Below are 21,293 nucleotides of genomic sequence, written 5' to 3'. Positions count from 1 at the left end.
GACGCCCGCCCCGGTCTCCCTCAAGAGACCGAGCTCCGGCAATAAATGTCTTTGCGCAACGGAACCCGTTGTTGTTGTTCCGGTTCGTCGGATTGTTGTTGTTGCGCTGAGCGCAGCGGAGGTTCGTTGTATTATTGTTCCAGGAACCGCCACGTAACACCCGGTTGGACATAATCAACCCGTCCCCCCTGCGCGGCAGACCAGCCGCGACAAGACCGCACAGCGAGCAAATTTTTTGCTATGGACAAGATACGCGAGTCCCGCACACGACGACCGAGGATCTCAAGGAGGATCGCATGGTCCACGGTGGGATAGAACTTCCAGATGTCAATCTTAAGCGCCAAGGGATAGTCGCGAACGAACTGCTGGCATTTGAGAATCGCGCGATGCGTCCCCCGGCCCTTTCGGCAAGCGTAAGAGTCGTGAATGAAGCGCGGCTCCCAAATTGGCTCAAGCACACGGACCAACGCGTGGTGCATGATTCGATCCCGGAAAGGCGCCGCTGAAACCAGCCGTTCCCTGGGCTCCTTTACGATGAAGTCCCGGTAAGGGCCAAAGCGGTAAGTGCCTGTGAGAAGTTCCTGCCTCATGGCCAGCAGGTTCCCCTCGCAATCCATCTCGAAAGCGGCTACATCCGGCCTGCCTCGCTTTCCCCGCCGGGCTGCGCGATAGGCCGCGTAAAGATTGTCGAACGACACCATGCGCTCAAAAAGATTGCCGTAAGTTCTCACCAGAGTGTTTCCCTACCGCTCGCCATCCCTCGGCCGTGTCTTTTCGTGCTTTGCCCACCCGCCTACCATTCGGCCAAGCTCTTCCAGGTGTTCTGACGCAAACTCATAGCGCCGCGCCCCCAAGACATGAAGGTCGTTCGCCAACCGGACCAGGTGCCGGAGACGCACGAGTGTGAGATTCGCCCGTCTCAATAGGTCTTGCTTGTCCCGCTCGAATTGTGCCTCGACCAGAAGGTCAAGGAGGTCCAGCGCTGTGTTGTCCATGCGTTGACCCAACGCGAAACGCTGCGAGGGAGGAAATTCATTCACCCGAAGGATAAGCCACAGGGCCAAGTCGTAGGCCTTGGGCACCACTGTCACCAGCGCAGACATACCGTCAAACCCTCTCTCGCAAAATCGCGCGAAATGCTCAAAAGGCTACCCCGCACCCCACCCCGGAAAAGGGAAAAAGAGTTAAAGAAACAAGTATCATTGAGTCCTTGCGCAACGAAACCCGAAGGTGTCGTAGTAGCCGCCGCCGACGTGCTGGTTCCGGGCCGAAGGGTAGTAGTTGTTGCGCCGCGCGCAGCGAAGGTCCGGCGTATTATTGAGCCAGCCGCCGCCACGGAACACCCGGTAGGAGCCGGTCGTCGGTCCTAATGGATTGGAGGAAGGACTCACACTGTAGTATGTTGAGCTATACCAGTCCCTCACCCACTCCCACACATTTCCGGCCTGGTCATAGGCGCCATAAGGACCAGGAGAATTCGTTGTCTGGAACGGAGGACTGGGATTGAGCCTCCCATCATAGAAACCAACCGGTGTGATCTTGGCTGAACCGCTTTCGTAGGGATCGCCGCTCGCGGAGTAATTCGCCCGCGTGCCGTCTATCCCTTCTCCCCAGGGATATGTCCTCGCGTCGGTCCCTCTTGCGGCCTTTTCCCATTCAGCTTCAGTGGGAAGGCGCTTGCCCACGAAATTGGCGTATGCCTCAGCCTCGTACCACGAAACCCCGATTACAGGAAAGCCCGGGTACCCGGAACCCGAGCGATACGCGCTCTGCCCCCAATATACCGGCTGCGTCCAGCCGCCGGACACCTTGGCGCTCCACCCCTCGGGACTCCAGAAACCCACCACTGTATAGCCGCCGGCATTAATGAAGGCTTCGAAATCGGCATTCGTCACCTCGTACTTGTCAATGTAAAAGGCGTTCAGATAGACGGTGTGCTGGGGCTGCTCGTCAAAACTTCCGCTCGTGCTCCCCATTGTGAAATTGCCCGCCGGAACAAAAACCATCTCGCCGCCGATGGCCGGACCGTCGCTGACAAAAACCATGGCAACGACCTGGGACCAGTATCTGCCCGGGTAGTCCAGGGCCGCATTCCAGAGAATCTGCTTTCCCGCCCCGGCTTGCATTGTATGGTGGACATCGCCGGAGACGGACACGGGTATCAGGTCAAAAGTCGTACCGCCATTTGACGAGCAGACAATGTTTGCCGTGACCGAGTCTCCATCCGCATCACTCACATCATAGGTGATCCGCACAAATCCCGTGCCCGATATCTGTTGAGCGACGACGTTTGTGACAACAGGCGCTGCCGCTTCACCAGGTGCCGCACACAGGGTCCCAAGGAACAAAATCAACAATGGCAGCCAGGTACCTTTGCTGAAAACGAGCGTCTGCTTCTTCATGAGTCACCTCAAGTGTTTTGGCGGTCAATCGCCGCCAGGCGAAAAAAAACCCAAGCGTCATGTTGGGCAACAATGCCGTTACGAGGGCGATCTATCTCTGCACGTGTTGGTCGTCAAGAATCATCAGTTTGCCTTAATCGTTCTCTTCACGATGAGGCGCCCCCCCAGAGAACGCAAAAAGGCGCTCGGCGGTTGCTAACGCCATTACGCCTTCGTCAATCGGAATTCCCCTCCGACCATGAGGCCGTCCCTGCGCGGTACTCTCGTTCAGGCCATGGAACAATAAGCTTGCAATGACACAACATCCGAATGTTATCACTCAGGATGCCATAATGCAAGGGAAAAGTAACATCTCAATTTGGCCGAATTGCGTGTGAGCCTCAACCCACGCGCTCTTGATAAGAGGAGAAGATGCACGCCCCTCACTCTACTCTCTCCCCCGAAGGGGAGAGGAAAAACACGTTCTAGCCGAAACTCTTGAGCATCTCAGCATGCCTAGGACACAATTCGTAGGGACCGCCAAACTGTGCCTCGAGCATTTCCTTCTGCCAATGAGCATTGAAGAGCCTGCAGAATCTATGCTCGCAAAATGGATTCCCGCTGAACTGATAGAAAATCGCCTGAAGAACGTATCCCTTCGCCGTATCAGTGAGTCTCTCATCTCCGTAGCTTATGTGTTCGCCCTTGAGTTCCTCTAGAATCTCGTCAAGCTCGGCACTCTCTCCAAGGGCGGCCGCCCTGCTCTTTATGAGATAGTATTCTCTTGCCTTCGCCGGGGCTTCCACAACTCCGGTCGTCGAGATTATGGAGGGTACGCTGTAAACTGAGACTCTGGCGTGATATCTCCTGTCCGATTTATCCCGTGTTCCGATTAGCCGCGAAGTAAGAACGATGTGTGCGGATGAGAGGCGTCTTTCTTGAGCCGGGATCAGTTTTCTGAATGTGGCGGAGAGCTTGTATCCATCGTAAAGAATTCCGCGGTAGCTCCTCCCCTCAATCAGAGCGCGCTTTTCAACTTCAATCTCGCCAAAAAGCGGCTCCCTCCGGACAAGCGGTCCGACCGGGTCCCTTACCCTCGCGAGAGCCAGCTCCTTTGCGGTTTGGAGAAGGACTTCCTCCCCTTCTTTGGGAGGGAGAGAAACCGAATGAAAGCGGACAAAATACTCACGCAGCTCAATTCTGGCGTTTGGAAACAGGGTCCTAAGATATGTCTCAAGTGCTTCAGGGCAAAGAGGGGTGACGTCAGTGTCTGGATAGATGAAGACAGTCATCTGCCGCCTGCGCGAATTGCTCACCTCGGAGCTGCCGCCCTATCGAAAATCGCAACTGCGATTTCTATTACACAAGCTCGGCCTTGAGCGGCGTCTTCTTTTTCTCGCCGGGCTCCTTCTCAAGAATCTTTGTTACGACTTCAGCCGCGCGCTTGCCGGAAAGAAGCATTCCGCCGAAAGTAGGTCCCATCCTGGGAAGACCGTACGCTGTCGAAACTGCCATTCCACAGACCACGAGACCCGGATGGATTTCGCCCGTATGCTCGACGATAAGGTCTTCAGATGCCTCAACCCACATCGCGCCGAAGCCGATCGTCTTGAGAAGACCTCTGTCCTCGAGCCTCTTGAGGACACACGCATCATGACCGGTTGCATCTATCACGACTTTGGCCTCAAGACCTACCGGATCAACGCAGGTGATTTCTCTGGGCATTGCTGATACCGGGGTCCAGTTCACGACGACACCGGCAACCCTGTTGCCCTCACGAAGAAGTACATCATCGCACATTGTCAGGCTTGCAAACTTGACGCCTGCGTCACAGGCCGCAGCAATGAGCTTTGAGCACGCGTGCGGGCCGTCGGCCATAAAGAGTCCCGGCTTTGCCTCTTCGTACGGAACTCCAAGCTCATCCAGGACCTTCTCGCCCGGCGCACGTACGGTAAGTTTGTTCATCAGATAGCCGCCGATCCAGAATCCACCTCCAAGGTAGTTGTTCCTCTCTGAAATCAAGACCTTGTATCCCTTCGAAGCGAGGTCCCTTCCGGCAATCAGCCCGCTCGGACCTGCGCCCACTATTATGACATCGGACTCAGCATATTCTCTAAACTGTTTCAAGAATCCATCAATAATCGCTCTTGTGACATCTTTTTCACTCACTGGCTTGAAAAGCGGCATTTCTCTCTCCTTTCACGAGGAAAACCTGATCCGAACGATTGACACACCCTTGCCAGGCAATAACATGCCAGGAACAATATCATCCCAGACTCTCTGTGTCCAGCTACCCACGGGAGTCCTGCCGGAGTGAACGCCCGGATATCAAGCCCAGTTTCCTCCTCCGAAGGCGTTACTTATGTGCTCGAGGGCAAGCCCTTCATCTTCGAGAACTACCGATACGACATCAAACCTCAGGTTCTCCGCCTCGACCTTTCTCTCTTTCAGAAAGGCGAGCCCTGCCTTTAGAAGCCTCTTTCTCTTTTTCCAGTCAACCGCGTTGGCAGGGCTTCCAAAGTAGGAGGTCTCCCTGAATTTGACTTCAACAAACGCAAGCGTCGTGGCATCCAGCGCCACAATATCAATTTCTACACCCCCTGGCCTCACGTTCCTTGCCAGAATCGAATAACCCTTCAACAAAAGAAAAAGCGCTGCAATTTCTTCAGCGCATCTCCCCTTCTCCATCTTTTCCATCATCCCCACCACCTCCCAACAGCTACAGAAAACTCACTGGACTCCCCCTCACCCCGACCCTCTCCCCAGGGGGAGAGGGAGAACAACCTCAGCGTGTCTGACGGGAGCAAAGCTCATCCTGTGTATCTCGCACGGTCCATGAATCCCGAGTGCAGACACGTGTTCCTTTGTGCCATAACCTTTGTTTCTGTCGAATCCATACAGAGGGAACTTCTCGTGATACCGGGTCATTAGTCTATCCCGGACAACCTTCGCAACAACCGAAGCTGCGGCGATCGATACACTTTTCCGGTCGCCCTGGATCACTGCCTTCTGTTTGAACCGGAGTCCGGGGACTTCCCTTCCGTCAATGAGAGCAAGCGAAGGAACGATGCTGAGACCAAGAAGCGCTTCCTCCATTGCCATCCAGGTCGCTCTCAGAATGTTTACTCTGTCAATGACACCATTATCAATCACGGCCCATGACACCGAAACGGCCTGTCTTATTATCTCATCAAAACATCTCTCGCGCGTTTTCTCACTCAACCTTTTCGAATCGTCAAGCCCGGGCAGGTAGAAGTCTTTTCCCAGCACAACCGAAGCTGCGACAACAGGCCCAGCAAGAGGTCCTCTTCCAGCCTCATCTACTCCGGCAGCTTCTCTCCAAAACTTCCCACTGAGTCTTTTCTCAAATCGCAGGAGTTCCGCGAATCTCGCCCGTTCAATCCTTTTTCTCTTCAACGGATGGACCCTCGCCTCTCTCAAGGGTTTTCTCGGTTATTCGCGCATGCTTGCCTTTCTTACCTCTGAGGTAGAAGAGTTTTGCCCGTCTTACTTTTCCTCTCTTCACGACTTCTATGCCTGATACTCCAGGCGAGTGAATAGGAAAAGTCCTCTCAACGCCCACACCTCCGCTTACCTTGCGGACGGTCATGGTCTCTCTAATCCCCGTCCCCCTTCGTGAGATCACAGTCCCCTCGAATATCTGAAGCCTTTCCTTCTCCGCTTCGACCACCTTGACCTGAACCCGGACTGTGTCACCGGGTTTGGCATCAGTCGTGGTTTGCTTCATCTGAGTCGACTCCACCGCATCAATGAATCCTGTCACAAGTCATCCCTCCTTTCTTCCCAAGACATTGACCCCTCACCCTACCCTCTCCCCTGAGGGGAGAGGTCACTTCTGTTCACCATAACCTCCCCTGAGAGGAGAGGTAATTTTCATTCACCGTGCGCTCTTCCGCAAGGGGAGAGGCAACTTCTGTTCGCCATAACCTCCCCTGAGGGGAGAGGGAACTTTCATCAGCGCCTTGTTTCAATATTATCCGTCTGCCTTTTCGATTTCGAGTTCTCTGAGGAGCGCCTTTTCCTCCTTGCTCAAGAATTCCTCTTTCAGCAAGTCAGGCCTTCTATCCTTGGTCTTTCTCAGAGATTCCTTCTTCAACCATCTTCTTATCTTCTCATGGTCTCCGGAAAGAAGAACATCGGGGACCCTCAACCCTTTGACTTCATCCGGCCTTGTGTACTGTGGGGCATCGAGAAATCCGGATATGAAGGAGTCGGAGGAAACGGACTCGAAGTTTCCGGCCACACCGTGAAGAAGCCTGACAATTGACTCAATGAGCGCAAGAGCCGGAATCTCTCCGCCGGAAAGCACGAAATCACCAATCGAAATCTCTTCGCACGGGATAAGGCTCATCACTCTTTCATCAATTCCCTTGTATCTTCCACATATTAAAATGAGAGCGGTCTCCTTCGAAAGCTCGCCCGCAAGAGTCTGGTCAAACCTTCTACCTTGCGGAGAGAGAACGATTGTTCTGGCAACCTTCCTGTCTTTCCCTGCAATTGAGGAGAAAGCTTTCAGGATGGGCTCTGCCTTCATGACCATCCCCGGGCCGCCGCCGTACGGATAGTCGTCAACGCTCCTGTAGTTGTCCTCAGTGAAATTCCTTATATCTATCACATCAAACTCTGCAGCGCCGTTTTCGCGCGCTATTCTCATGACGCCTTCATCGAAAAAAGGCGCAAGAATCTTCGGAAATACAGTCAGAACAAAGAACTTCAATCCAGAAGCCCCGGGATAAGCTTCACAACAATTTTCGCACCGGGAATATCTATGTGTTTCACTACTTCCTTTGTCGCAGGGATGAGAATCTCGCCTCCAGGACCGTGAACTTCGTAAACGTCGTTCTCGCCGGTTGGAATGATCCCTTGCACCTTTCCGAGGTTCACACCGTCTTCAGTCAGCACGTCAAGCCCGATGAGCTCAAAGATGTAGTGCCTGCCGTCGGGAAGAGGGGCAACGTCCTTCTTTTCGATCTGAATGTAGCTCCCCGGAAGTTTCTCAGCCCTGTCCCTGTCCGCGATATCCCTGAATCTCACTATGAACCTTTTGCCAAACGGTCTTACATTCTCAACGGAGAGCTTCGTTCTCGTGCCATGCGCGAGAAGATATACGTCTTTCAGAGATTCGAACCTTGTCTCGGAATCGCTCAGGGAATCAACAACTACCTCGCCATTCACCCCAAATGATTTCGCAATTCGTCCTATCGATATGTATTGTGCTTCCATCCGGCAATCTTGGTGAATTTCTTTCTATCACGACTTGATTTCGAGGACAGCCCTCTTTCCACCGGCCTTTGTCGAGGCCGCACTCAGGGCTATTCTCATTGATCTTGCCGTACGTCCATTCTTGCCAATTATCTTGCCGAGGTCGTCAGGAGCGACCCGCAGTTCATAGACCGTGGCCCTCTCGCCCGGGACTTCGGTTACGGCTACCTCATCCGGCCTATCAACAAGAGACTTGGCAATGAACTCAATGAGTCCCTTCATCAATTTCTCCAACCCGGTCTCAAAGAGAAACCCGAGTTTCAGATCGTTCAGAAGACTCAGAACTTGTCGCAGCGTCTATGCCTGCGCGCTAGGCCGTCCGAATCCTGCCTTCTTAAGCAGAGACTTTGCAGTCGGCGAAGGAAGCGCTCCCTTGTCGAGCCACTTCTTGACCTTGTCGAGATCCAGTTTGATTGTGGCCGGGTCCGTCAGTGGGTTGTAATATCCGAGCGATTCCAAAAACCTTCCGTCCCTCGGCATCCTCGAATCTGCCGCAACGAGTCTGTAGCATGGTTTCCTCTTTGCTCCTGCTCTCTTTAATCTCAGTACGACGCTCAAAAGATCTTCCCTCCTCTCAGGTCAGATTCCCATTTCGGGGACACCCATAACCTAATTCACTTGGAACAGGTGCCGTGTTTCGCGAAAAGAATCCAGGTCAGGCGGACCCGCGTCCGTCCTCTTGTCACAGGGGAAATGGGATTTTTCCAAACTTCCCGACTTTCCCCATTCTCAAGATCATCTTCTTCATGTCTTCGAATTGCTTGAGGAGCCTGTTCACATCCTGAACAGTTGTCCCACTCCCACCGGATATTCTTTTTCTCCTTGAGCCGTCTATAATCTCCGGGTGCTTTCTCTCCCGCGGTGTCATAGAGCTCACGATCGCCTCAACCCGTGAGAGTGCCTTCTCGTCAAACTTGATCCCCTGCATTTTTCCGGCGACCCCCGGGATGAGCTTCAACAATTCATCCAGGGGACCCATCTTCTTCACTTCTTTGAGTTGAAAAAGGAAATCCTCAAGATCAAACTTATGCTTCCTGAGTTTCTCCTCGAGCTCTCTTGCTTTTTCCTCTTCGACATCCTTTGTCACCTTCTCCACGAGCGAAACAACATCCCCCATTCCCAGGATTCGCGAGGCCATCCTTTCGGGATAGAATTCATCAAGTGAATCCAGCTTTTCGCCAACACTCAGGAACTTAATTGGCTTTCCCGTTACATATCGTGCAGAGAGAGCCGCTCCACCGCGTGAATCACCGTCCATTTTCGTGAGGACGATCCCGTCGAAGCCCAGTTTTGAAAGAAATGTCTCGCTCACGGTGAGGGCATCCTGACCCGTCATTCCATCGAGAACAAGCAGTATCTCATGGGGGAAAAGAAGTCGTCTCATTGCGCTGAGCTCTTCCATGAGCTCATCATCTATGTGAAGTCTTCCGCCCGTATCCACCAATAAGAAGTCGAAGCCCCTCTGCCTGGCATCCGCAATCCCTCTCTGCCATATCTCAAGTGGAGTCTCTGATTCCCGCGGCAAGAAGACATCCAGAGATGCACTCTCACCAAGCACCTTGAGCTGCTCAATCGCCGCCGGCCTTCTTGTATCGGTCGGAAGAAGCAAGACTCTCTTTCCTTTCTTCTTTAGCTTAAGCCCGAGCTTTGCAACAAAAGTCGTTTTTCCGGAACCCTGAAGACCAACTGCCATTACGGTTGTCGGAAGGCGCTGCGAAAGACCAAGGGATGCATGGCTCCCCCCAAGAATCGATGTAAGCTCATCGTGAACAATCTTGACTACAACCTGCCCTGGCGTGAGGCTCTTGAGGACTTCCTGACCGATTGCCTTTTCCTCAACCCTTGTGCATAACTCCTTGGCAACCTTATAGTTCACGTCTGCTTCAAGGAGCGCACGTCTTATTTCGCGGATGCTCTCCCTTATGTTCTCGGGGGTGAGCTTCCCCCTGTTTCTCAGCTTTGAGAATATCTTCTCGAGCTTTCCTGTCAGTTCCTCAAACATAAAATTAGCCTCCTTAAGGCTTCTTCCTCCGGACGAGAACCTGGGAAGCTGAAAGACCGGGAACCGTTACCATACTAGGCGGGAGGTTAGAACAGAATCCCCAAGAAAACGGCCTGACTATGTTACCAAAGGGCAGAATCCAATGCAACCAAAAAGGGAGAGGTTTGAGGCCAGATGCGCCGTGTGCCTGGCAGTTGGGCGATAATAAGAGAGGCACCGTTTTTCTGAGAAGAACGGTGAGAATCAGCGGACATATCACATAATTCACCGGAAAGAATTAAGTGTTGTGTCTCGAATTCACTTTCTCCAGGCGAGGACAATCTTCCTTGCTCTCACGGGGTCAACTGGGTTCCCGACGAGCGCGTTTTTCTTAATGTAGGTCCCTACTATTGCGCCGTCTGAGGCAAGCGCAGCTTTCCTTGCATTTCGGGGATTGAGACCGCTGCCCACTATGAGCGGGATTCCCGGAAGAAGAGTCCTGAGTAGTCTCACATCCGAAAGATCTGCTTCCTGTCCCGTTTCAGGTCCGGTCACTATGAGGCCGTCAGCAAGGCCTCTTTCAACTGTCTCGCGGCCAACCTGGCCGATTTCATCGACTCCTAGAAATCTGGCGTGCTTCACGAACACGTCTGCAAAAACCATGACTTGAGCACCAAGGGCTTTCTTGAGTCGCATGAGAAGATGTGTCTTTCCCTCGATCATTCCCTGGTCTGTCACGGCAACACCGCACAGGAGGTTTACTCTTATGAATTGTGCACCGATTGCGTGCGCGATTGAAAGCGAGGAAAGACAGTCATTCCGCAGAACATTTATCCCTATCGGCACCCTGGGGAAAGTCTCCCTGAGCCGCTCGCCTACAAGCGTCATGGAAGAGATGGTCATTGGCTCAACCTGATCGGGAAAAAACGGAGCATCTCCGAAATTTTCAATGAGGAGTCCATCAAAATCAGCCTTGATGAGAGCCTTTGAATCAAGCATCGCTCTTCGGGCCACCTCATCCACGGAAGTCTTCGAGCGAGGGCTTCCGGGAAGTGGAAGAAGATGAACCATCCCGATGAGGGGCTTCTCTTTTCCGAATACTTTCATGCCTGCGAATCACCTCGGGGAGCGACAAGCCCTTTTTCCCCTGCGGCCATTATCTTTCTCACAGACGCTGCGGGATCAGGGGATTTGAATATCGCGTTTCCTGCAACCAGAATCTCAGCGCCCGCCCTGGAAGCGAGAGCGGCTGTGTGCTCGTTGATCCCACCATCAACCTCTATCTCGAATTTGAAGCCGCCCTCTCTCTTCGCCTTGCGCACGGCCTCTATCTTTGGCAGAACGTCGGATATGAAACCCTGCCCGCCAAATCCGGGATATACTGTCATGAGGAGAACAAGATCACAGGAGGGATAGAGTTGCCTGATTGCATCGAGTTTCGTGTCGGGATTTAGAGCAAGCCCCGGTTTTCCACCAAGTTTCTTTATGCTCGAAAGAAGCTCCAGCGCATTGTCAGCAGTCTCCTCGTGAATCGTAAGGTAATCGGATCCGGCGCGCATGAACCGCTCGATGTACTTTTCCGGATTCTCTATCATCAGGTGAACATCAAGCTCCAGCTCCGTAAGTTTCCTTATTGCCTCAACAATGATCGGCCCAAATGTCATGTTCTCCACAAAATGCCCGTCCATGACATCAATGTGAAGAAGGTCGGCTCCTCCACTCTCAACCTTCTCTATCTCTTCCTTGAGCCTGCTGAAGTCACAAGACAGCAAAGAGGGCGCGATCCTTATCATATGCCTACTTTCCGACAATCAATTCCACAGTGTCCCCGGCCGAGGCCTCGAATCCAGGCCTGGGCCTCTGATCGTAAACCTTGCTTTTTCCGCTTGATTTGCCTGCCGGTGATTTCACAACGACAACAAACCCAAGACCATTCGCCTTGCTTTCGGCCTCAGAGACAGGAAGGCCCCTGAGATCAGGCACTGATGTTGCTGCCTGGTACGGCCCCATGCTCAGAAGAAGATTCACCTCGCTGTCGAGGGGAACAGTCCGTCCTGCAGCGGGTTCGGAAGCGACAATCAGGTCCTTCGCGATGCTGTCCGAGTGCGTGTAGGATATGCTTCCCATCTTCAAGCCCGCTTTGCGGATCAGAATCTCTGCCCGCCTCAGATTCTCGTTGGAAAGCTCCGGCACGCTCGCCCATTGCTCGCCAAGACTCGCAACTACGTTGACTTTCCTGCCCCGCTTCACCAGTGTTTTGGACTGCGGATTCTGGGAAATCACGAATCCTTTCGGCACGCTGGGACTGTGAGCCGTCGTCTGTTTGCCGAGAGCCAGGCCTCGTTCAAAGAGAGCGTTCTCTGCTTCCTGAAGGCTGTGTCCCACGAGGTCAGGAACGGTAACTTCTTTACCCTTGTGCACAAAAGCAGGCATGACTATGAAGTTGAAAAGTATGACTCCGACAAGGAATGCAGCGCTGGCAGTGCCAATAAGCCAGGGAAGAAAAGATCTCACGCTCGTCCTCTTCTTCTTCCTGGTCATACTGCCCCCGACCCCCTCACCAACCTCTCCCCCGAGGGGAGAGGCTGTGATGAAACGCAGACCTTAGTCTTCCTCTCCCCAATGGGGAGAGGATCAAGGTGAGGGGAGCTCTTTCTAACGTCCATGCGTTCCACATTTCTCAACTAGTTCCTCACGAACCTCGCGGCGAAAGCGCCGTCCGTTCCATGCAGGTGCGGAAATGTCTTCATGATCCCTCTCTCATCAAGCACCTCGCCAGGGAGAAAACCCTCGCCGCTCTCGAGGGAAAACTCTTTTTTCTCGCGGATGAATCTCTCAATAATAGACGAAGTCTCTTCAGGCTCAAAGCTGCAGACGCTATAGACGAGCACCCCGCCTTTCCTTACGATCGATGAGGCGGAGAAAAGAAGTTCAAGTTGAAGCTCGGACATCTTTGCGATCGAAGATTCCTTCTTTCTCCATCGCGCATCCGGTCTCTTGCCAAGCACCCCCAGCCCTGAGCACGGCGCATCCACCAGCACCCTATCGGCGCTCCTTATGCCAGGGGCCCTCCCATCCGCTACAACTGGCCTCACAGAACTAAGGCCAAGCCGTCTGACATTTGAAACAAGTTTCTTGACCCTGTGCGGATAAAGCTCTACTGCCGCAATGATACACTTGTCGTTAGCATTCTCGGCGATATGTGTGCACTTGCCGCCCGGCGCAGCACACAGGTCAACGATCACCTCATTCTCATGCGGATCCAGGAGGAAAGCAACCAGAGATTCGCTCTCATCCTGAATAGTGAAAAGACCCCCCTGGAACTCAGGACACTCAACCGGTGAAAATGATCCGGACACAGTGAGATTCGATCTCGAGTACTTCGCCTCTTCGACAATCACCCCGCGGCCCAGAAGCGTGCTCCTGATTTCATCAACTCCGGATTTTACACGATTCACCCGTATTGATAAACCAGTTCTCTCGTTATTCGCTTTGAGAAGTCCCTCGGTCTCATCGAATCCGAATCTCTTGAGCCATCTTTCGACAATCCATTCGGGGTGAGAATAGCATATAGCAAGGTATTTCGTTGGTGATTTCTCCTTTTCCGGAAGACGGATGTCATCTTTTCCGGCGGCAACCTTCCTTAAGACCGCGTTTACGAGCCCAGCGGTGCCGGGATGCCCGAATTTCTTTGCAAGTTTCACTGCCTCGTCAACTGTGGCCCTTGCGGGCACCCCATCCAGAAAGAGAATTTCATAGGTTCCCATTCGCAGAATCGTCCTTATCCACCCGGGAAGTCCGTCAATGCCTTCCTTCCTGATCTCGTTCAAGAAGTAGTCTATCTTTCCCTTCCAGATTAGGGTCCCACGGACAATATTAGTGACGAAATCTTTCTCTCTTTTTTCAAACCCGCTTCTTTCCAGCGTTTTCGAAAGAAGAATGTCACTAAAGGACTTCCTGGTTTCAACTGAGAAGAGTATCTTGAGGGCAGTTTCCCGTGCAGTCATTGGTCGAGGAGCACTCTAGGATGCCGGGCGAGAACCGGCGCACTGCTCATCCAAGAAAAGGGATACGGCTTCTTCGAGCAGCTTCATGTCAACCTTCGTGTTCCTGCAGGGCCCCTCTGGTCTTTCGTTTATGACCGCATACGAGGGGGTTGAAGCAGTCTCCAAGATTCCATTTACAAGCTCTCTTTCGCATCCAACTGCGACAATGGCGTGAGGGTGAGTTTCCATCACGAGCTTTCTTGCAAATTCGCCCCCGGTTGCAATCGAGAGCCTCACTCCTTTTGACTCGCACATCTTCACTATGCCGCCTATTTCACAATTACCGCAGGCCTTGCAGTTTTTGTAGTCGAGCACGACCCTTTCCGGGCATTCAAGATCTTGAAGGCATCTCGGCAGAAGCAGAAGAAGCTCAGATGGCCGGTGAGTTCTTATCCGCTGCCTTTCAATCCTGTTATGGAGCTCAATGAAGGACTTCTCAAGCTTCTCGTTCGGAATCTGGAAAACCCGCCCCACCAACTTAATCAATGGGAAAAAGAAAGCTATCGTTGGGAGGGAAATTATCGCAAGTCCGGCGAGAACTTGACTTCTCCCTCCAGCACCAGAGCCGTTTTCCTTTCTCGTGCCGGGATCGTTTTTCTGGATCGCTTGTCCAATCACCCGAGGACCCTCACGACTTGAATACTTCTCCCGGCTGAAGTTTCCTCCCCCTCGCAAATTCATCAAACCGCATCGGCCTCTTCCCTTCAGGTTGAAGTGTGAGGAGACTCAGAGCCCCCGTGCCTGCCCTTACAAGAATCCCCTCCTGTCCTATTTGGAGAATCTCACCGGGCACTCTCCCGGTCGAGGGAAAGTCAACCATCTGTGCCTTCAGAATCTTCAACAGAGATTCCCTGAGAAAAGTGAAAGCACCCGGCCATGGCGTAACTCCCCTGATCAGGTTAAAGACCTGAATTGCATCCTTGTCCCACTTTATCTCGCCATCTGATTTCTTGAGCTTCCTGGCGTAGCTTGCCAGCGAGGAATCCTGTTTTACTCGCGGCGCCTTGCCATCACCTACAAGCAAAACGGTTTCTGCAAGAAGGGAAGCCCCTTCCTTGGCAAGTCTCTGAAGAAGCTCACCGGCAGTCTCCTCCGGACTAATCTCGGTCTTTCGTTGGAGGATGATGTCGCCTGTATCTATTCCCTCATCCATAAATATCGTGGTAGTCCCCGTCCAGGTCTCTCCGTTCATTATTGCCCGATTTGCAGGGGCAACACCTCTGTACTTCGGGAGGTAAGACGCATGGAGATTTATGCATCCGAGACGGGGAAGCCCGAGAAGGGTTGTCCCAAGTATGAGGCCATAGGCAACAACAACTATTAGATCTGGGCTGAGCGCAGAAAGAGTATCAATAGATTCAGCGCTGTTTACATCGATGGGTTTGAGGACTCGAAGCCCCAGCTCCTGTGACATCATCGCAACAGGCGAGCTGGTCACTTTCTGCCCTCTTCCCTTGGGCCTGTCTGGTTGGGTGATGACGGCGGCTATCTCATGGCCCTTGTGGATAAGTTCGCGAAGACTTGGAATAGAGAATTCAGGCGTGCCAAGGAATACTAATCGCATGTTCCCATCGCCTTGCCGGGAGAGTCATCTTCCCCTTCCAGCCGTGAATTGATGTCAAAATGGATCACCTCTCCCCTTGGGGGAGAGGCCGGGTGAGGGGGATCCGCCTCGCTAAAGTTCCTCTTCACCATCCGGCGACATCGCCTCCTTCGTCCTGGCCACAAGCTCTTCAAGCTGCTTCCTGAGGAGCTGCCTTCTGACGATGCTCAACCTGTCAACGAAGAGTACGCCGTCGAGATGGTCGACCTCATGCTGAAGTGTCCTCGAGAGAATCCCGTTCGCCTTTACAGTGACCACCTTGCCTTCCAGATCTTTCGCTCTGATCTCGACTTCCTCGGCCCTCTTCATCTGCTCGGTCACCCCCGGAATACTGAGACAACCTTCATCGCAGGTGGTTTCTCCCTCTTCGCGTACCTTCTCGGGGTTGACAAAAGCCATCTTCCGTCTCAGCTCACCCTCAGGAACACTTAGGACTATGAGCCTGAGCGAAATCCCTATCTGAGGCGCCGCCAACCCTACTCCTTCAGCTTCCTCAAGAGTTTCAAACATATCCTCTGCAAGCTGCCTTATGGCATCGTTGATCTGAGGTATCTCCTTCGCTCTTTTCCTCAGAACCGGGTCTCCGAATGTTCTTATCCCGAACTTAGCCATTCATTGACCTCTGATGGGATTGAGGTGAGGCTAGCGACAATCTCCACCTTAGTATTCCTCTCCCGCCTGCGGGATAGGACTGAGGCGAGGCTAGCAAGAACCTCTTCCTTAAGTCTTCCTCTCCCGTTCACGGGAGAGGACTGAGGTGAGGGCCTCACGACACGCCTGCCCCTCTCTCTTTCACGCCGGCAACCGCGCTCTTCGAAACCTCAACCTCTGTTTCTTTCGATATCTTTACAACGAAGACATCGTCTTTTACGTTTGTCACGGTGCCGTGAATTCCTCCCGACGTAATCACTCTGTCTCCCCTCTTTATTGACCCGACCATCTTCTGGTGCTCCTTTTGTTTCTTCATCTGGGGTCTGATTAGAAGGAAGTAGAATATGAGAATAATGAGCAAGAACGGAAGAAATGAAACAATTGGATTCGCAGCCCCTTGCCCCCCTCCTCCTCCTGCTCCTCCTCCGGCCATCGCAAATGCATCTGTGATCATAACGCCCCTTTCTTTGAAGGTTTAAAGGCTGTCGGTCCCTCTGCCAGAGTCCTCAACTCCCTGCATTCTCCCCCAACTCACTGTATTTATCAAGGAACTCCTTCGACCATGCCGGGAAACGTCCCCCGGCAATACTCTCCCTCATCTGCCGCATAGTACTGAGGAAAAAGTGGAGACTGTGAAGCGTAGCAAGTCTCGGCCCCAGCATCTCACCGGTCTGAAAAAGGTGGCGCAGGTATGCGCGAGAGAAATTCTTGCACGTATAGCAGTCGCAATCCTCATCCAGCGGCCGGGTGTCCCTGAGATAGGGGGCATTCTTTACGACCAGCTTCCCTCTAGAGGTAAACACCGTTCCGTTCCTGGCATTCCTTGTCGGCATCACACAATCGAACATATCGACACCCCTCCTCACCGCCTCGACAAGGTCTTCAGGGAACCCTACCCCCATGAGATACCTGGGCTTATCTTTGGGGAGAATCTCCTCGGTAAGCTCAACCATTTCCCACATAAGCGCTTTTGGTTCACCCACCGCTAGACCGCCGATCGCATATCCATCAAAATCAAGCTTCACAAGCTCTTCGGCACACATTTTCCGCAAATCTCTGTAAGTGCTTCCCTGCACAATCCCAAAAAGCTGGACCAGGTTTCCACCACAATTCCCCTCTCCCTCCGGGGAGAGGGTAGGGTGAGGGGGAGAATGCTTCTTCCACGTATCCAGCGACCTCTTTGCCCAGTCAATCGTGAGAAGCGTTCCCCTTTTTGCAGTCGGATAATCCGACGGATATGGAAGGCATTCGTCAAAGGCCATTATTATGTCTGCTCCGAGGTCAAGCTGCGCCTCGATTGCCTTTTCCGGCGAGATGAAATGCTCGCTCCCGTCAATATGAGATCTGAACACCACACCTTCTTTTCGCACAGTCCTCAGGTCGGATAGACTGAAGACCTGAAAGCCGCCGCTATCAGTGAGTATGGCTCTTTTCCAACTCATGAAATCGTGAAGCCCGCCCAAATCCCTCACCACCTCTGTGCCCGGCCTTAAGTACAGATGGTAAGTATTGGCAAGCACGATCTCTGCCCCACACTCTTCAAGATCTCTCGGCGAGAGAGTCTTGACAGATGCCTGGGTCCCGACCGGCATGAAGACAGGAGTCTTGACCGGGCCGTGAGTTGTTTCGATCACCCCCGATCTGGCTTTCGACTGAGGGCACTCAGCTTCTACCTTGTAGAGTCGTCTCCCCACTAACTTGCGTCAACTCCTTGGCATCTTCGGAAGGGAAAACGATGGACGGGACATCTTTTGCTGCTTAGGAGCCTCAAGCATCTCTTCTCCTTTCCGATAGCTTTGGGGAAGGCATCCATAGTGTCAAGGGTTTTTGCCCGACAGAGGAATGCCACAGCCAATGTAAGCGGTTGAAATTGGTTTCCCTCAAGCCAATTCCCGGTTTTGGAATCCAAGAGTAGTAAAATGCCTATTGACTCCTTGAAAAACATTCGCTAAATTTCGGTTAGGTTTCATGATTCAAACTTTCGACGGTGTTTCCCCGTCCAAGGGAGCCAGTAGGCCCCCCAATGCCGACTGCGCCTAAGCCCAACTGGCGGGGAAGCGCGTGCAGATCAACTGGAAGGAGGTGGTGGCTTCCAGACACCCGCTAAAAAATGCTGCAGCAATGCTGTCGCAGTTCCAGTGAACCCTCGTAATCCAGAAAAGGCATGGAGGGAGGAAAGTGCCATGAGAAAGGCCAACGTGTTTGGACCGGCAGCAGTGTTTTACGTTCTGCTCGTCGCGGCAACTCTTATTGTAGCCAGCAGTGTGCAGGGGACCGTGTTTATGGAGGAAAATTGGGAAGCGGGTGGGACGCTTCCGAACGCGCGCTGGAACGTCTATTCTCAATGCGGCTCGGGTGCCTGGCCGGTGATTGACTGCTCACATACCTATACTCCGGGCTGCTGTCTGGACCCCGGTGGAGCTGGAAGTGGGAAAGCTGCGGGCGTCATCTTTGCCACTTACGGCTTCGACTACGTTTCGGGCGGATTGACGATCCAGGCTGATGTCTATCTCGTTAGCACTGGCTATCAGTACACGGAGATCTATTTTGGCCTCTTGAGGGTGGACGACCCAACGAGCCCAACGAGTCCGTGGGGGTGCATGGTTCATCCACTGGAGTTTTCTGTGCTGATGTGCTACCAAAAAGGCTCTGCCAACCAGAGGTACATTTCGGGTGCGATCTATTCTGATGAGACTGAGCACAACCAGGGGTTGCCCCCCAAAACCGGCGCCTATACGAATAACGCATGGAATACTGCGAAAATAGTCATACGCCCGGACCAGAAGGTTGAGTTCTACAACAATGGTATCCGTCTGTGGGCAACTACAACAGCCACGATCGACCCGGACTATAACGGGATGAAGTTCTGCCTGTATGGTCAATCGGCGGGTGGACCCGCTAGAGCAGACAACTTCTTCATAGCAACAGAACTTCCGACGCCTGCAGTGCCTGTCACATGGGGGAAACTGAAGAGCATGTTCAGATAGACCAGTCCTTGTCCGAAAAACAGGGCGACTGAGACAAGAGATTCGTCAGAATCACGCTCGGGAGACTGGAGAGTCAGTTGCCAGAGGGGGCTTGAATAGAGCCCCTTCTTGGTTTTCAGCAGATCACACGGAGCGGGGGTTAGAAACCTCCCCTTCAAGCACAATCTTTGACAAATCCCATGCGGAAAGGAAGAGAGAGCGGACGAATGTGAGGAGCTCGATTCTTGCATTCTTCTTTTTCTTGTCTTCGACCATCACCATTACGTTCTCAAAGAATTCGTGAATCGGTTTCTCAAGCATGAGAAGACTGAGGAAAAGCACTCTGTAGTCCCGTGCACCAAGAGCATCGGACACAGACTTTTGTGTCGCGACCGCTGCATCAAGGAGTTTAATTTCGGCGTCTTCGGAGAATAACGAACGTTTGGGTGGAGCAATCCCCCTCACCTTAGTCCTCTCCCCAGGGGGGAGAGGAGACAGCAGATGCTTCTTCTCCCGGCCGGGAAGAGGGGGTCGCTTTCTCGAAGATTCAGTCCCCTTGAGAATATTGCTGAGTCTCTTGTTCACGACCACCAGACCTTCAAACCGTTCATCTTTCCTGAATTCCCGCAGAACTGCGCTTCTTTCCCACACATCCCTCGGATCATCAAATGAAGCGGAAAGTACGGCATCAACAATGTCGTATGAGAACGCCTCCTCCTTCAAAAGGCTTTCCATCCTCTGCCTGAAGAAATCCCGGAGACTTGAAAACACGTCATCTTTTTTCCCTTTGGCTATTCTTGCATCATAGGCTTCGATGGAAAACCCAAAGAAATTTCCAAGAGACAGAGAAAGTCCCTTCTCCAGGAGAATCCTGAGGATCGAGCTTGCATTTCTTCTCAGGCCATAAGGATCTTCCGAGCCGGTCGGGATCTTTCCTAGTATGAAGGAACCCGTTATTGTATCGCTCTTGTCAGCCACGCTCAGCATCGTCCCTTCGATTGATTCCGGCACTTTGTCCCCAAGCCCGCGCGGCAGGTATTGCTCTGCTATGGCCTGACAGACCGGGGGCTTCTCACCCCAGAATTCGGCATACCTTCCCCCGATCACGCCTTCGAGAGAAGTAAACTCCTTTCCGTCGCGGACCATCTCGCTGATGAGGTCGACCTTGCTGAGCAAAGCCGCCCTTTCCGCGTTCTCACCGGCCTTGGGTTCCCAGAGGGCCGCAAGACGGCCGCAGAGTTTTACAAGTCTCTGAGCCTTTTCATAGAAACTCCCAAGTCCTTCCTGCCAGACAACGTTCTTGAGAAGTGACACTCTCTTTTCCATCTTTTCCCGAGTGTCTTTTTCCCAGTAGAAACGCGCATCATCCAGTCGCGCTTTCAAGACTCGTTCGTTTCCCTCTTTCACCTCTTCGTTGTTGGCACCATTCGTAACCGCCACGAAGAATGGGAGGAGTTTGCGGGCTCGATCCTCGACTGCGAAATATCTCTGATGTTCTCTCATCGCAGTCACAACGACTTCCCGCGGAAGTTTGAGAAATGAAGGTTCAAAAGACCCGAGCACGGTTTTCGGATATTCGACTAGAAAAGAAACGATTCCTTCAAGCTCATCATCCCAAATAGGAATTCCGCCTGCATTCTGCGCGCAGACTGCAATCTCTTCTTCTAAGATGCGCTTTCTTTCTTCTTGGTCGAGGACTACGTACTTCTCCCTGAGAGTGGTAAAATAATCACTTGCATCACCGACTTCGGTCCACTGTGGACTCAAGAACCTGTGCCCGGTAGTGAGCCTTCCTGATTTCACGCCGGCAAGCTCGAACTCAACAACCTCATTTCCAAGAAGCGCCAGGGTCCACCTTATCGGTCTCGGGAAAAGAAATTTCCCCTTCCATCGCATCAGCTTCGGAAACGAAAGCGATGTGAAGAGTCCCGGCACGATAGAAGCAAGAATCTCTTTTGTCGGCTTCCCTTTTGCGAGCACTTCAGCGAAAATGTATTCACCTTTCTCAGTTTTCCGGATTGTCAGACTCTCAACCGGGACTCCCTGGCTCTTTGCAAAACCTATGGCAGCTTTGGTCGGATTCCCTTCGCGGTCATAAGCACCACTCCTGGGTGGGCCCGAGACAGTCAAAGAAGAGTCCTTCTGCATCTCTTCCACACCCTCGGAGTAGATGACCAGCCTTCTGGGTGTTCCGAACGTCCGTAGCTTCGCAAACCCAATCCTATTGGAGTTGAGCGTATCTTTCACCAGATGCTCAAGCTGGACAAGAGCTGGGAGTATGTATGAAGATGGGATCTCTTCGGTTCCTACTTCAATTACAAGAGTCTTCGCCATGTTCTTCCTCTAGTCCCCCTCACCCTACCCTCTCCCCAACGGGGAGAG

The 21,293-nt window shown here is 52.8% G+C and carries 24 protein-coding genes; 1 reads left to right on the top strand and 23 read right to left on the bottom strand.

Annotation, left to right across the window (positions count from 1 at the left end; translation table 11 throughout):
- Nucleotides 1-131: 131 nt before the first annotated feature.
- The 22 genes from QME66_02775 to tgt form a co-directional block, all read right to left on the bottom strand.
- On the bottom strand, nucleotides 132-731 hold the full coding sequence (locus QME66_02775) for a reverse transcriptase domain-containing protein (GenBank protein ID MDI6807892.1): 600 nt from the start codon (nucleotides 729-731) through the stop codon (nucleotides 132-134).
- A gap of 12 nt (nucleotides 732-743) precedes the next feature.
- Nucleotides 744-1,103 carry a diversity-generating retroelement protein Avd gene (avd, locus tag QME66_02770; GenBank protein ID MDI6807891.1) on the bottom strand — a complete coding sequence of 120 codons (360 nt, stop codon included), beginning with the start codon at nucleotides 1,101-1,103 and terminating at the stop codon, nucleotides 744-746.
- A gap of 96 nt (nucleotides 1,104-1,199) precedes the next feature.
- Nucleotides 1,200-2,402, bottom strand: a complete 1,203-nt coding sequence (locus tag QME66_02765; protein ID MDI6807890.1) for a formylglycine-generating enzyme family protein — start codon at nucleotides 2,400-2,402, stop codon at nucleotides 1,200-1,202.
- 464 nt (nucleotides 2,403-2,866) lie between these two features.
- Nucleotides 2,867-3,673, bottom strand: coding sequence for a hypothetical protein (locus QME66_02760; GenBank protein ID MDI6807889.1), 807 nt, complete (start codon nucleotides 3,671-3,673; stop codon nucleotides 2,867-2,869).
- 67 nt (nucleotides 3,674-3,740) lie between these two features.
- Complete coding sequence (locus QME66_02755; GenBank protein ID MDI6807888.1) at nucleotides 3,741-4,568, bottom strand: sulfide-dependent adenosine diphosphate thiazole synthase; 828 nt, start codon at nucleotides 4,566-4,568, stop codon at nucleotides 3,741-3,743.
- Nucleotides 4,569-4,709: 141 nt separating this feature from the next.
- Nucleotides 4,710-5,081, bottom strand: coding sequence for a YraN family protein (locus tag QME66_02750; protein MDI6807887.1), 372 nt, complete (start codon nucleotides 5,079-5,081; stop codon nucleotides 4,710-4,712).
- A gap of 45 nt (nucleotides 5,082-5,126) precedes the next feature.
- The gene (locus QME66_02745; protein MDI6807886.1) at nucleotides 5,127-5,798 is read right to left on the bottom strand and encodes a ribonuclease HII; all 672 of its coding nucleotides are present in this window, start codon (nucleotides 5,796-5,798) and stop codon (nucleotides 5,127-5,129) included.
- A complete protein-coding gene (gene rplS, locus QME66_02740) occupies nucleotides 5,779-6,165 on the bottom strand; it encodes a 50S ribosomal protein L19 (protein ID MDI6807885.1) in 387 nt (128 codons plus the stop codon). The genes QME66_02745 and rplS overlap by 20 nt, the downstream gene beginning before the upstream one ends.
- 210 nt (nucleotides 6,166-6,375) lie before the next feature.
- Nucleotides 6,376-7,119, bottom strand: coding sequence for a tRNA (guanosine(37)-N1)-methyltransferase TrmD (trmD, locus tag QME66_02735; protein MDI6807884.1), 744 nt, complete (start codon nucleotides 7,117-7,119; stop codon nucleotides 6,376-6,378).
- Nucleotides 7,116-7,625 (bottom strand): ribosome maturation factor RimM, encoded by a 510-nt coding sequence (gene rimM / locus QME66_02730; protein ID MDI6807883.1) that lies wholly within the window; start codon nucleotides 7,623-7,625, stop codon nucleotides 7,116-7,118. Before rimM ends, trmD begins: the two co-directional genes overlap by 4 nt.
- Before the next feature lie 27 nt (nucleotides 7,626-7,652).
- Nucleotides 7,653-7,886, bottom strand: a complete 234-nt coding sequence (locus QME66_02725) for a KH domain-containing protein (protein ID MDI6807882.1) — start codon at nucleotides 7,884-7,886, stop codon at nucleotides 7,653-7,655.
- 75 nt (nucleotides 7,887-7,961) lie between these two features.
- Nucleotides 7,962-8,222 carry a 30S ribosomal protein S16 gene (gene rpsP / locus QME66_02720; protein MDI6807881.1) on the bottom strand — a complete coding sequence of 87 codons (261 nt, stop codon included), beginning with the start codon at nucleotides 8,220-8,222 and terminating at the stop codon, nucleotides 7,962-7,964.
- Nucleotides 8,223-8,346: 124 nt separating this feature from the next.
- The gene (gene ffh, locus QME66_02715) at nucleotides 8,347-9,666 is read right to left on the bottom strand and encodes a signal recognition particle protein (protein MDI6807880.1); all 1,320 of its coding nucleotides are present in this window, start codon (nucleotides 9,664-9,666) and stop codon (nucleotides 8,347-8,349) included.
- 297 nt (nucleotides 9,667-9,963) lie between these two features.
- Complete coding sequence (locus QME66_02710) at nucleotides 9,964-10,752, bottom strand: BtpA/SgcQ family protein (GenBank protein MDI6807879.1); 789 nt, start codon at nucleotides 10,750-10,752, stop codon at nucleotides 9,964-9,966.
- Complete coding sequence (gene rpe, locus QME66_02705; protein ID MDI6807878.1) at nucleotides 10,749-11,438, bottom strand: ribulose-phosphate 3-epimerase; 690 nt, start codon at nucleotides 11,436-11,438, stop codon at nucleotides 10,749-10,751. Before rpe ends, QME66_02710 begins: the two co-directional genes overlap by 4 nt.
- A 4-nt stretch (nucleotides 11,439-11,442) precedes the next feature.
- A complete protein-coding gene (locus QME66_02700; protein MDI6807877.1) occupies nucleotides 11,443-12,186 on the bottom strand; it encodes a PASTA domain-containing protein in 744 nt (247 codons plus the stop codon).
- Between the two features lie 143 nt (nucleotides 12,187-12,329).
- A complete protein-coding gene (gene rsmB / locus QME66_02695; protein MDI6807876.1) occupies nucleotides 12,330-13,652 on the bottom strand; it encodes a 16S rRNA (cytosine(967)-C(5))-methyltransferase RsmB in 1,323 nt (440 codons plus the stop codon).
- 15 nt (nucleotides 13,653-13,667) lie between these two features.
- Nucleotides 13,668-14,309: a DUF116 domain-containing protein gene (locus QME66_02690; protein ID MDI6807875.1), complete on the bottom strand. Its 642-nt coding sequence runs from the start codon at nucleotides 14,307-14,309 to the stop codon at nucleotides 13,668-13,670.
- A 10-nt stretch (nucleotides 14,310-14,319) separates the two neighbouring features.
- Complete coding sequence (gene fmt, locus QME66_02685; GenBank protein MDI6807874.1) at nucleotides 14,320-15,255, bottom strand: methionyl-tRNA formyltransferase; 936 nt, start codon at nucleotides 15,253-15,255, stop codon at nucleotides 14,320-14,322.
- Nucleotides 15,256-15,366: 111 nt separating this feature from the next.
- Nucleotides 15,367-15,906, bottom strand: a complete 540-nt coding sequence (def, locus tag QME66_02680; GenBank protein MDI6807873.1) for a peptide deformylase — start codon at nucleotides 15,904-15,906, stop codon at nucleotides 15,367-15,369.
- Between the two features lie 154 nt (nucleotides 15,907-16,060).
- Nucleotides 16,061-16,399 (bottom strand): preprotein translocase subunit YajC, encoded by a 339-nt coding sequence (gene yajC / locus QME66_02675; GenBank protein MDI6807872.1) that lies wholly within the window; start codon nucleotides 16,397-16,399, stop codon nucleotides 16,061-16,063.
- Between the two features lie 52 nt (nucleotides 16,400-16,451).
- Entirely contained in the window at nucleotides 16,452-17,639 is a 1,188-nt protein-coding gene (gene tgt, locus QME66_02670) for a tRNA guanosine(34) transglycosylase Tgt (protein MDI6807871.1), read from the bottom strand.
- A gap of 489 nt (nucleotides 17,640-18,128) precedes the next feature.
- Here tgt and QME66_02665 point away from each other — a divergent pair, with 489 nt between their 5' ends.
- Nucleotides 18,129-18,932 (top strand): hypothetical protein, encoded by an 804-nt coding sequence (locus QME66_02665; GenBank protein MDI6807870.1) that lies wholly within the window; start codon nucleotides 18,129-18,131, stop codon nucleotides 18,930-18,932.
- A gap of 123 nt (nucleotides 18,933-19,055) precedes the next feature.
- Here the strand turns inward: QME66_02665 and glyS are convergent, their stop codons facing one another.
- Nucleotides 19,056-21,245, bottom strand: a complete 2,190-nt coding sequence (gene glyS / locus QME66_02660; GenBank protein MDI6807869.1) for a glycine--tRNA ligase subunit beta — start codon at nucleotides 21,243-21,245, stop codon at nucleotides 19,056-19,058.
- Nucleotides 21,246-21,293 lie beyond the last annotated feature (48 nt).

Source organism: Candidatus Eisenbacteria bacterium, assembly GCA_030017955.1.
GTDB lineage: Bacteria > Eisenbacteria > RBG-16-71-46 > JASEGR01 > JASEGR01 > JASEGR01.
The sequence above is the reverse complement of the archived record's forward strand: the minus strand, read 5'-3'. Positions and strand labels throughout refer to the sequence as shown.

Coding starts and splice junctions, on each gene's coding strand:
- QME66_02700 (MDI6807877.1), bottom strand. CDS start 12,186: ATGACCAGGAAGAAGAAGAGGACGAGCGTGAGATCTTTTCTTCCCTGG.
- def (MDI6807873.1), bottom strand. CDS start 15,906: ATGGCTAAGTTCGGGATAAGAACATTCGGAGACCCGGTTCTGAGGAAA.
- QME66_02765 (MDI6807890.1), bottom strand. CDS start 2,402: ATGAAGAAGCAGACGCTCGTTTTCAGCAAAGGTACCTGGCTGCCATTG.
- fmt (MDI6807874.1), bottom strand. CDS start 15,255: ATGCGATTAGTATTCCTTGGCACGCCTGAATTCTCTATTCCAAGTCTT.
- QME66_02760 (MDI6807889.1), bottom strand. CDS start 3,673: ATGACTGTCTTCATCTATCCAGACACTGACGTCACCCCTCTTTGCCCT.
- rimM (MDI6807883.1), bottom strand. CDS start 7,625: ATGGAAGCACAATACATATCGATAGGACGAATTGCGAAATCATTTGGG.
- rsmB (MDI6807876.1), bottom strand. CDS start 13,652: ATGACTGCACGGGAAACTGCCCTCAAGATACTCTTCTCAGTTGAAACC.
- ffh (MDI6807880.1), bottom strand. CDS start 9,666: ATGTTTGAGGAACTGACAGGAAAGCTCGAGAAGATATTCTCAAAGCTG.
- QME66_02725 (MDI6807882.1), bottom strand. CDS start 7,886: ATGAAGGGACTCATTGAGTTCATTGCCAAGTCTCTTGTTGATAGGCCG.
- glyS (MDI6807869.1), bottom strand. CDS start 21,245: ATGGCGAAGACTCTTGTAATTGAAGTAGGAACCGAAGAGATCCCATCT.
- avd (MDI6807891.1), bottom strand. CDS start 1,103: ATGTCTGCGCTGGTGACAGTGGTGCCCAAGGCCTACGACTTGGCCCTG.
- QME66_02750 (MDI6807887.1), bottom strand. CDS start 5,081: ATGATGGAAAAGATGGAGAAGGGGAGATGCGCTGAAGAAATTGCAGCG.
- rpe (MDI6807878.1), bottom strand. CDS start 11,438: ATGATAAGGATCGCGCCCTCTTTGCTGTCTTGTGACTTCAGCAGGCTC.
- QME66_02665 (MDI6807870.1), top strand. CDS start 18,129: ATGAGAAAGGCCAACGTGTTTGGACCGGCAGCAGTGTTTTACGTTCTG.
- QME66_02710 (MDI6807879.1), bottom strand. CDS start 10,752: ATGAAAGTATTCGGAAAAGAGAAGCCCCTCATCGGGATGGTTCATCTT.
- yajC (MDI6807872.1), bottom strand. CDS start 16,399: ATGATCACAGATGCATTTGCGATGGCCGGAGGAGGAGCAGGAGGAGGA.
- QME66_02755 (MDI6807888.1), bottom strand. CDS start 4,568: ATGCCGCTTTTCAAGCCAGTGAGTGAAAAAGATGTCACAAGAGCGATT.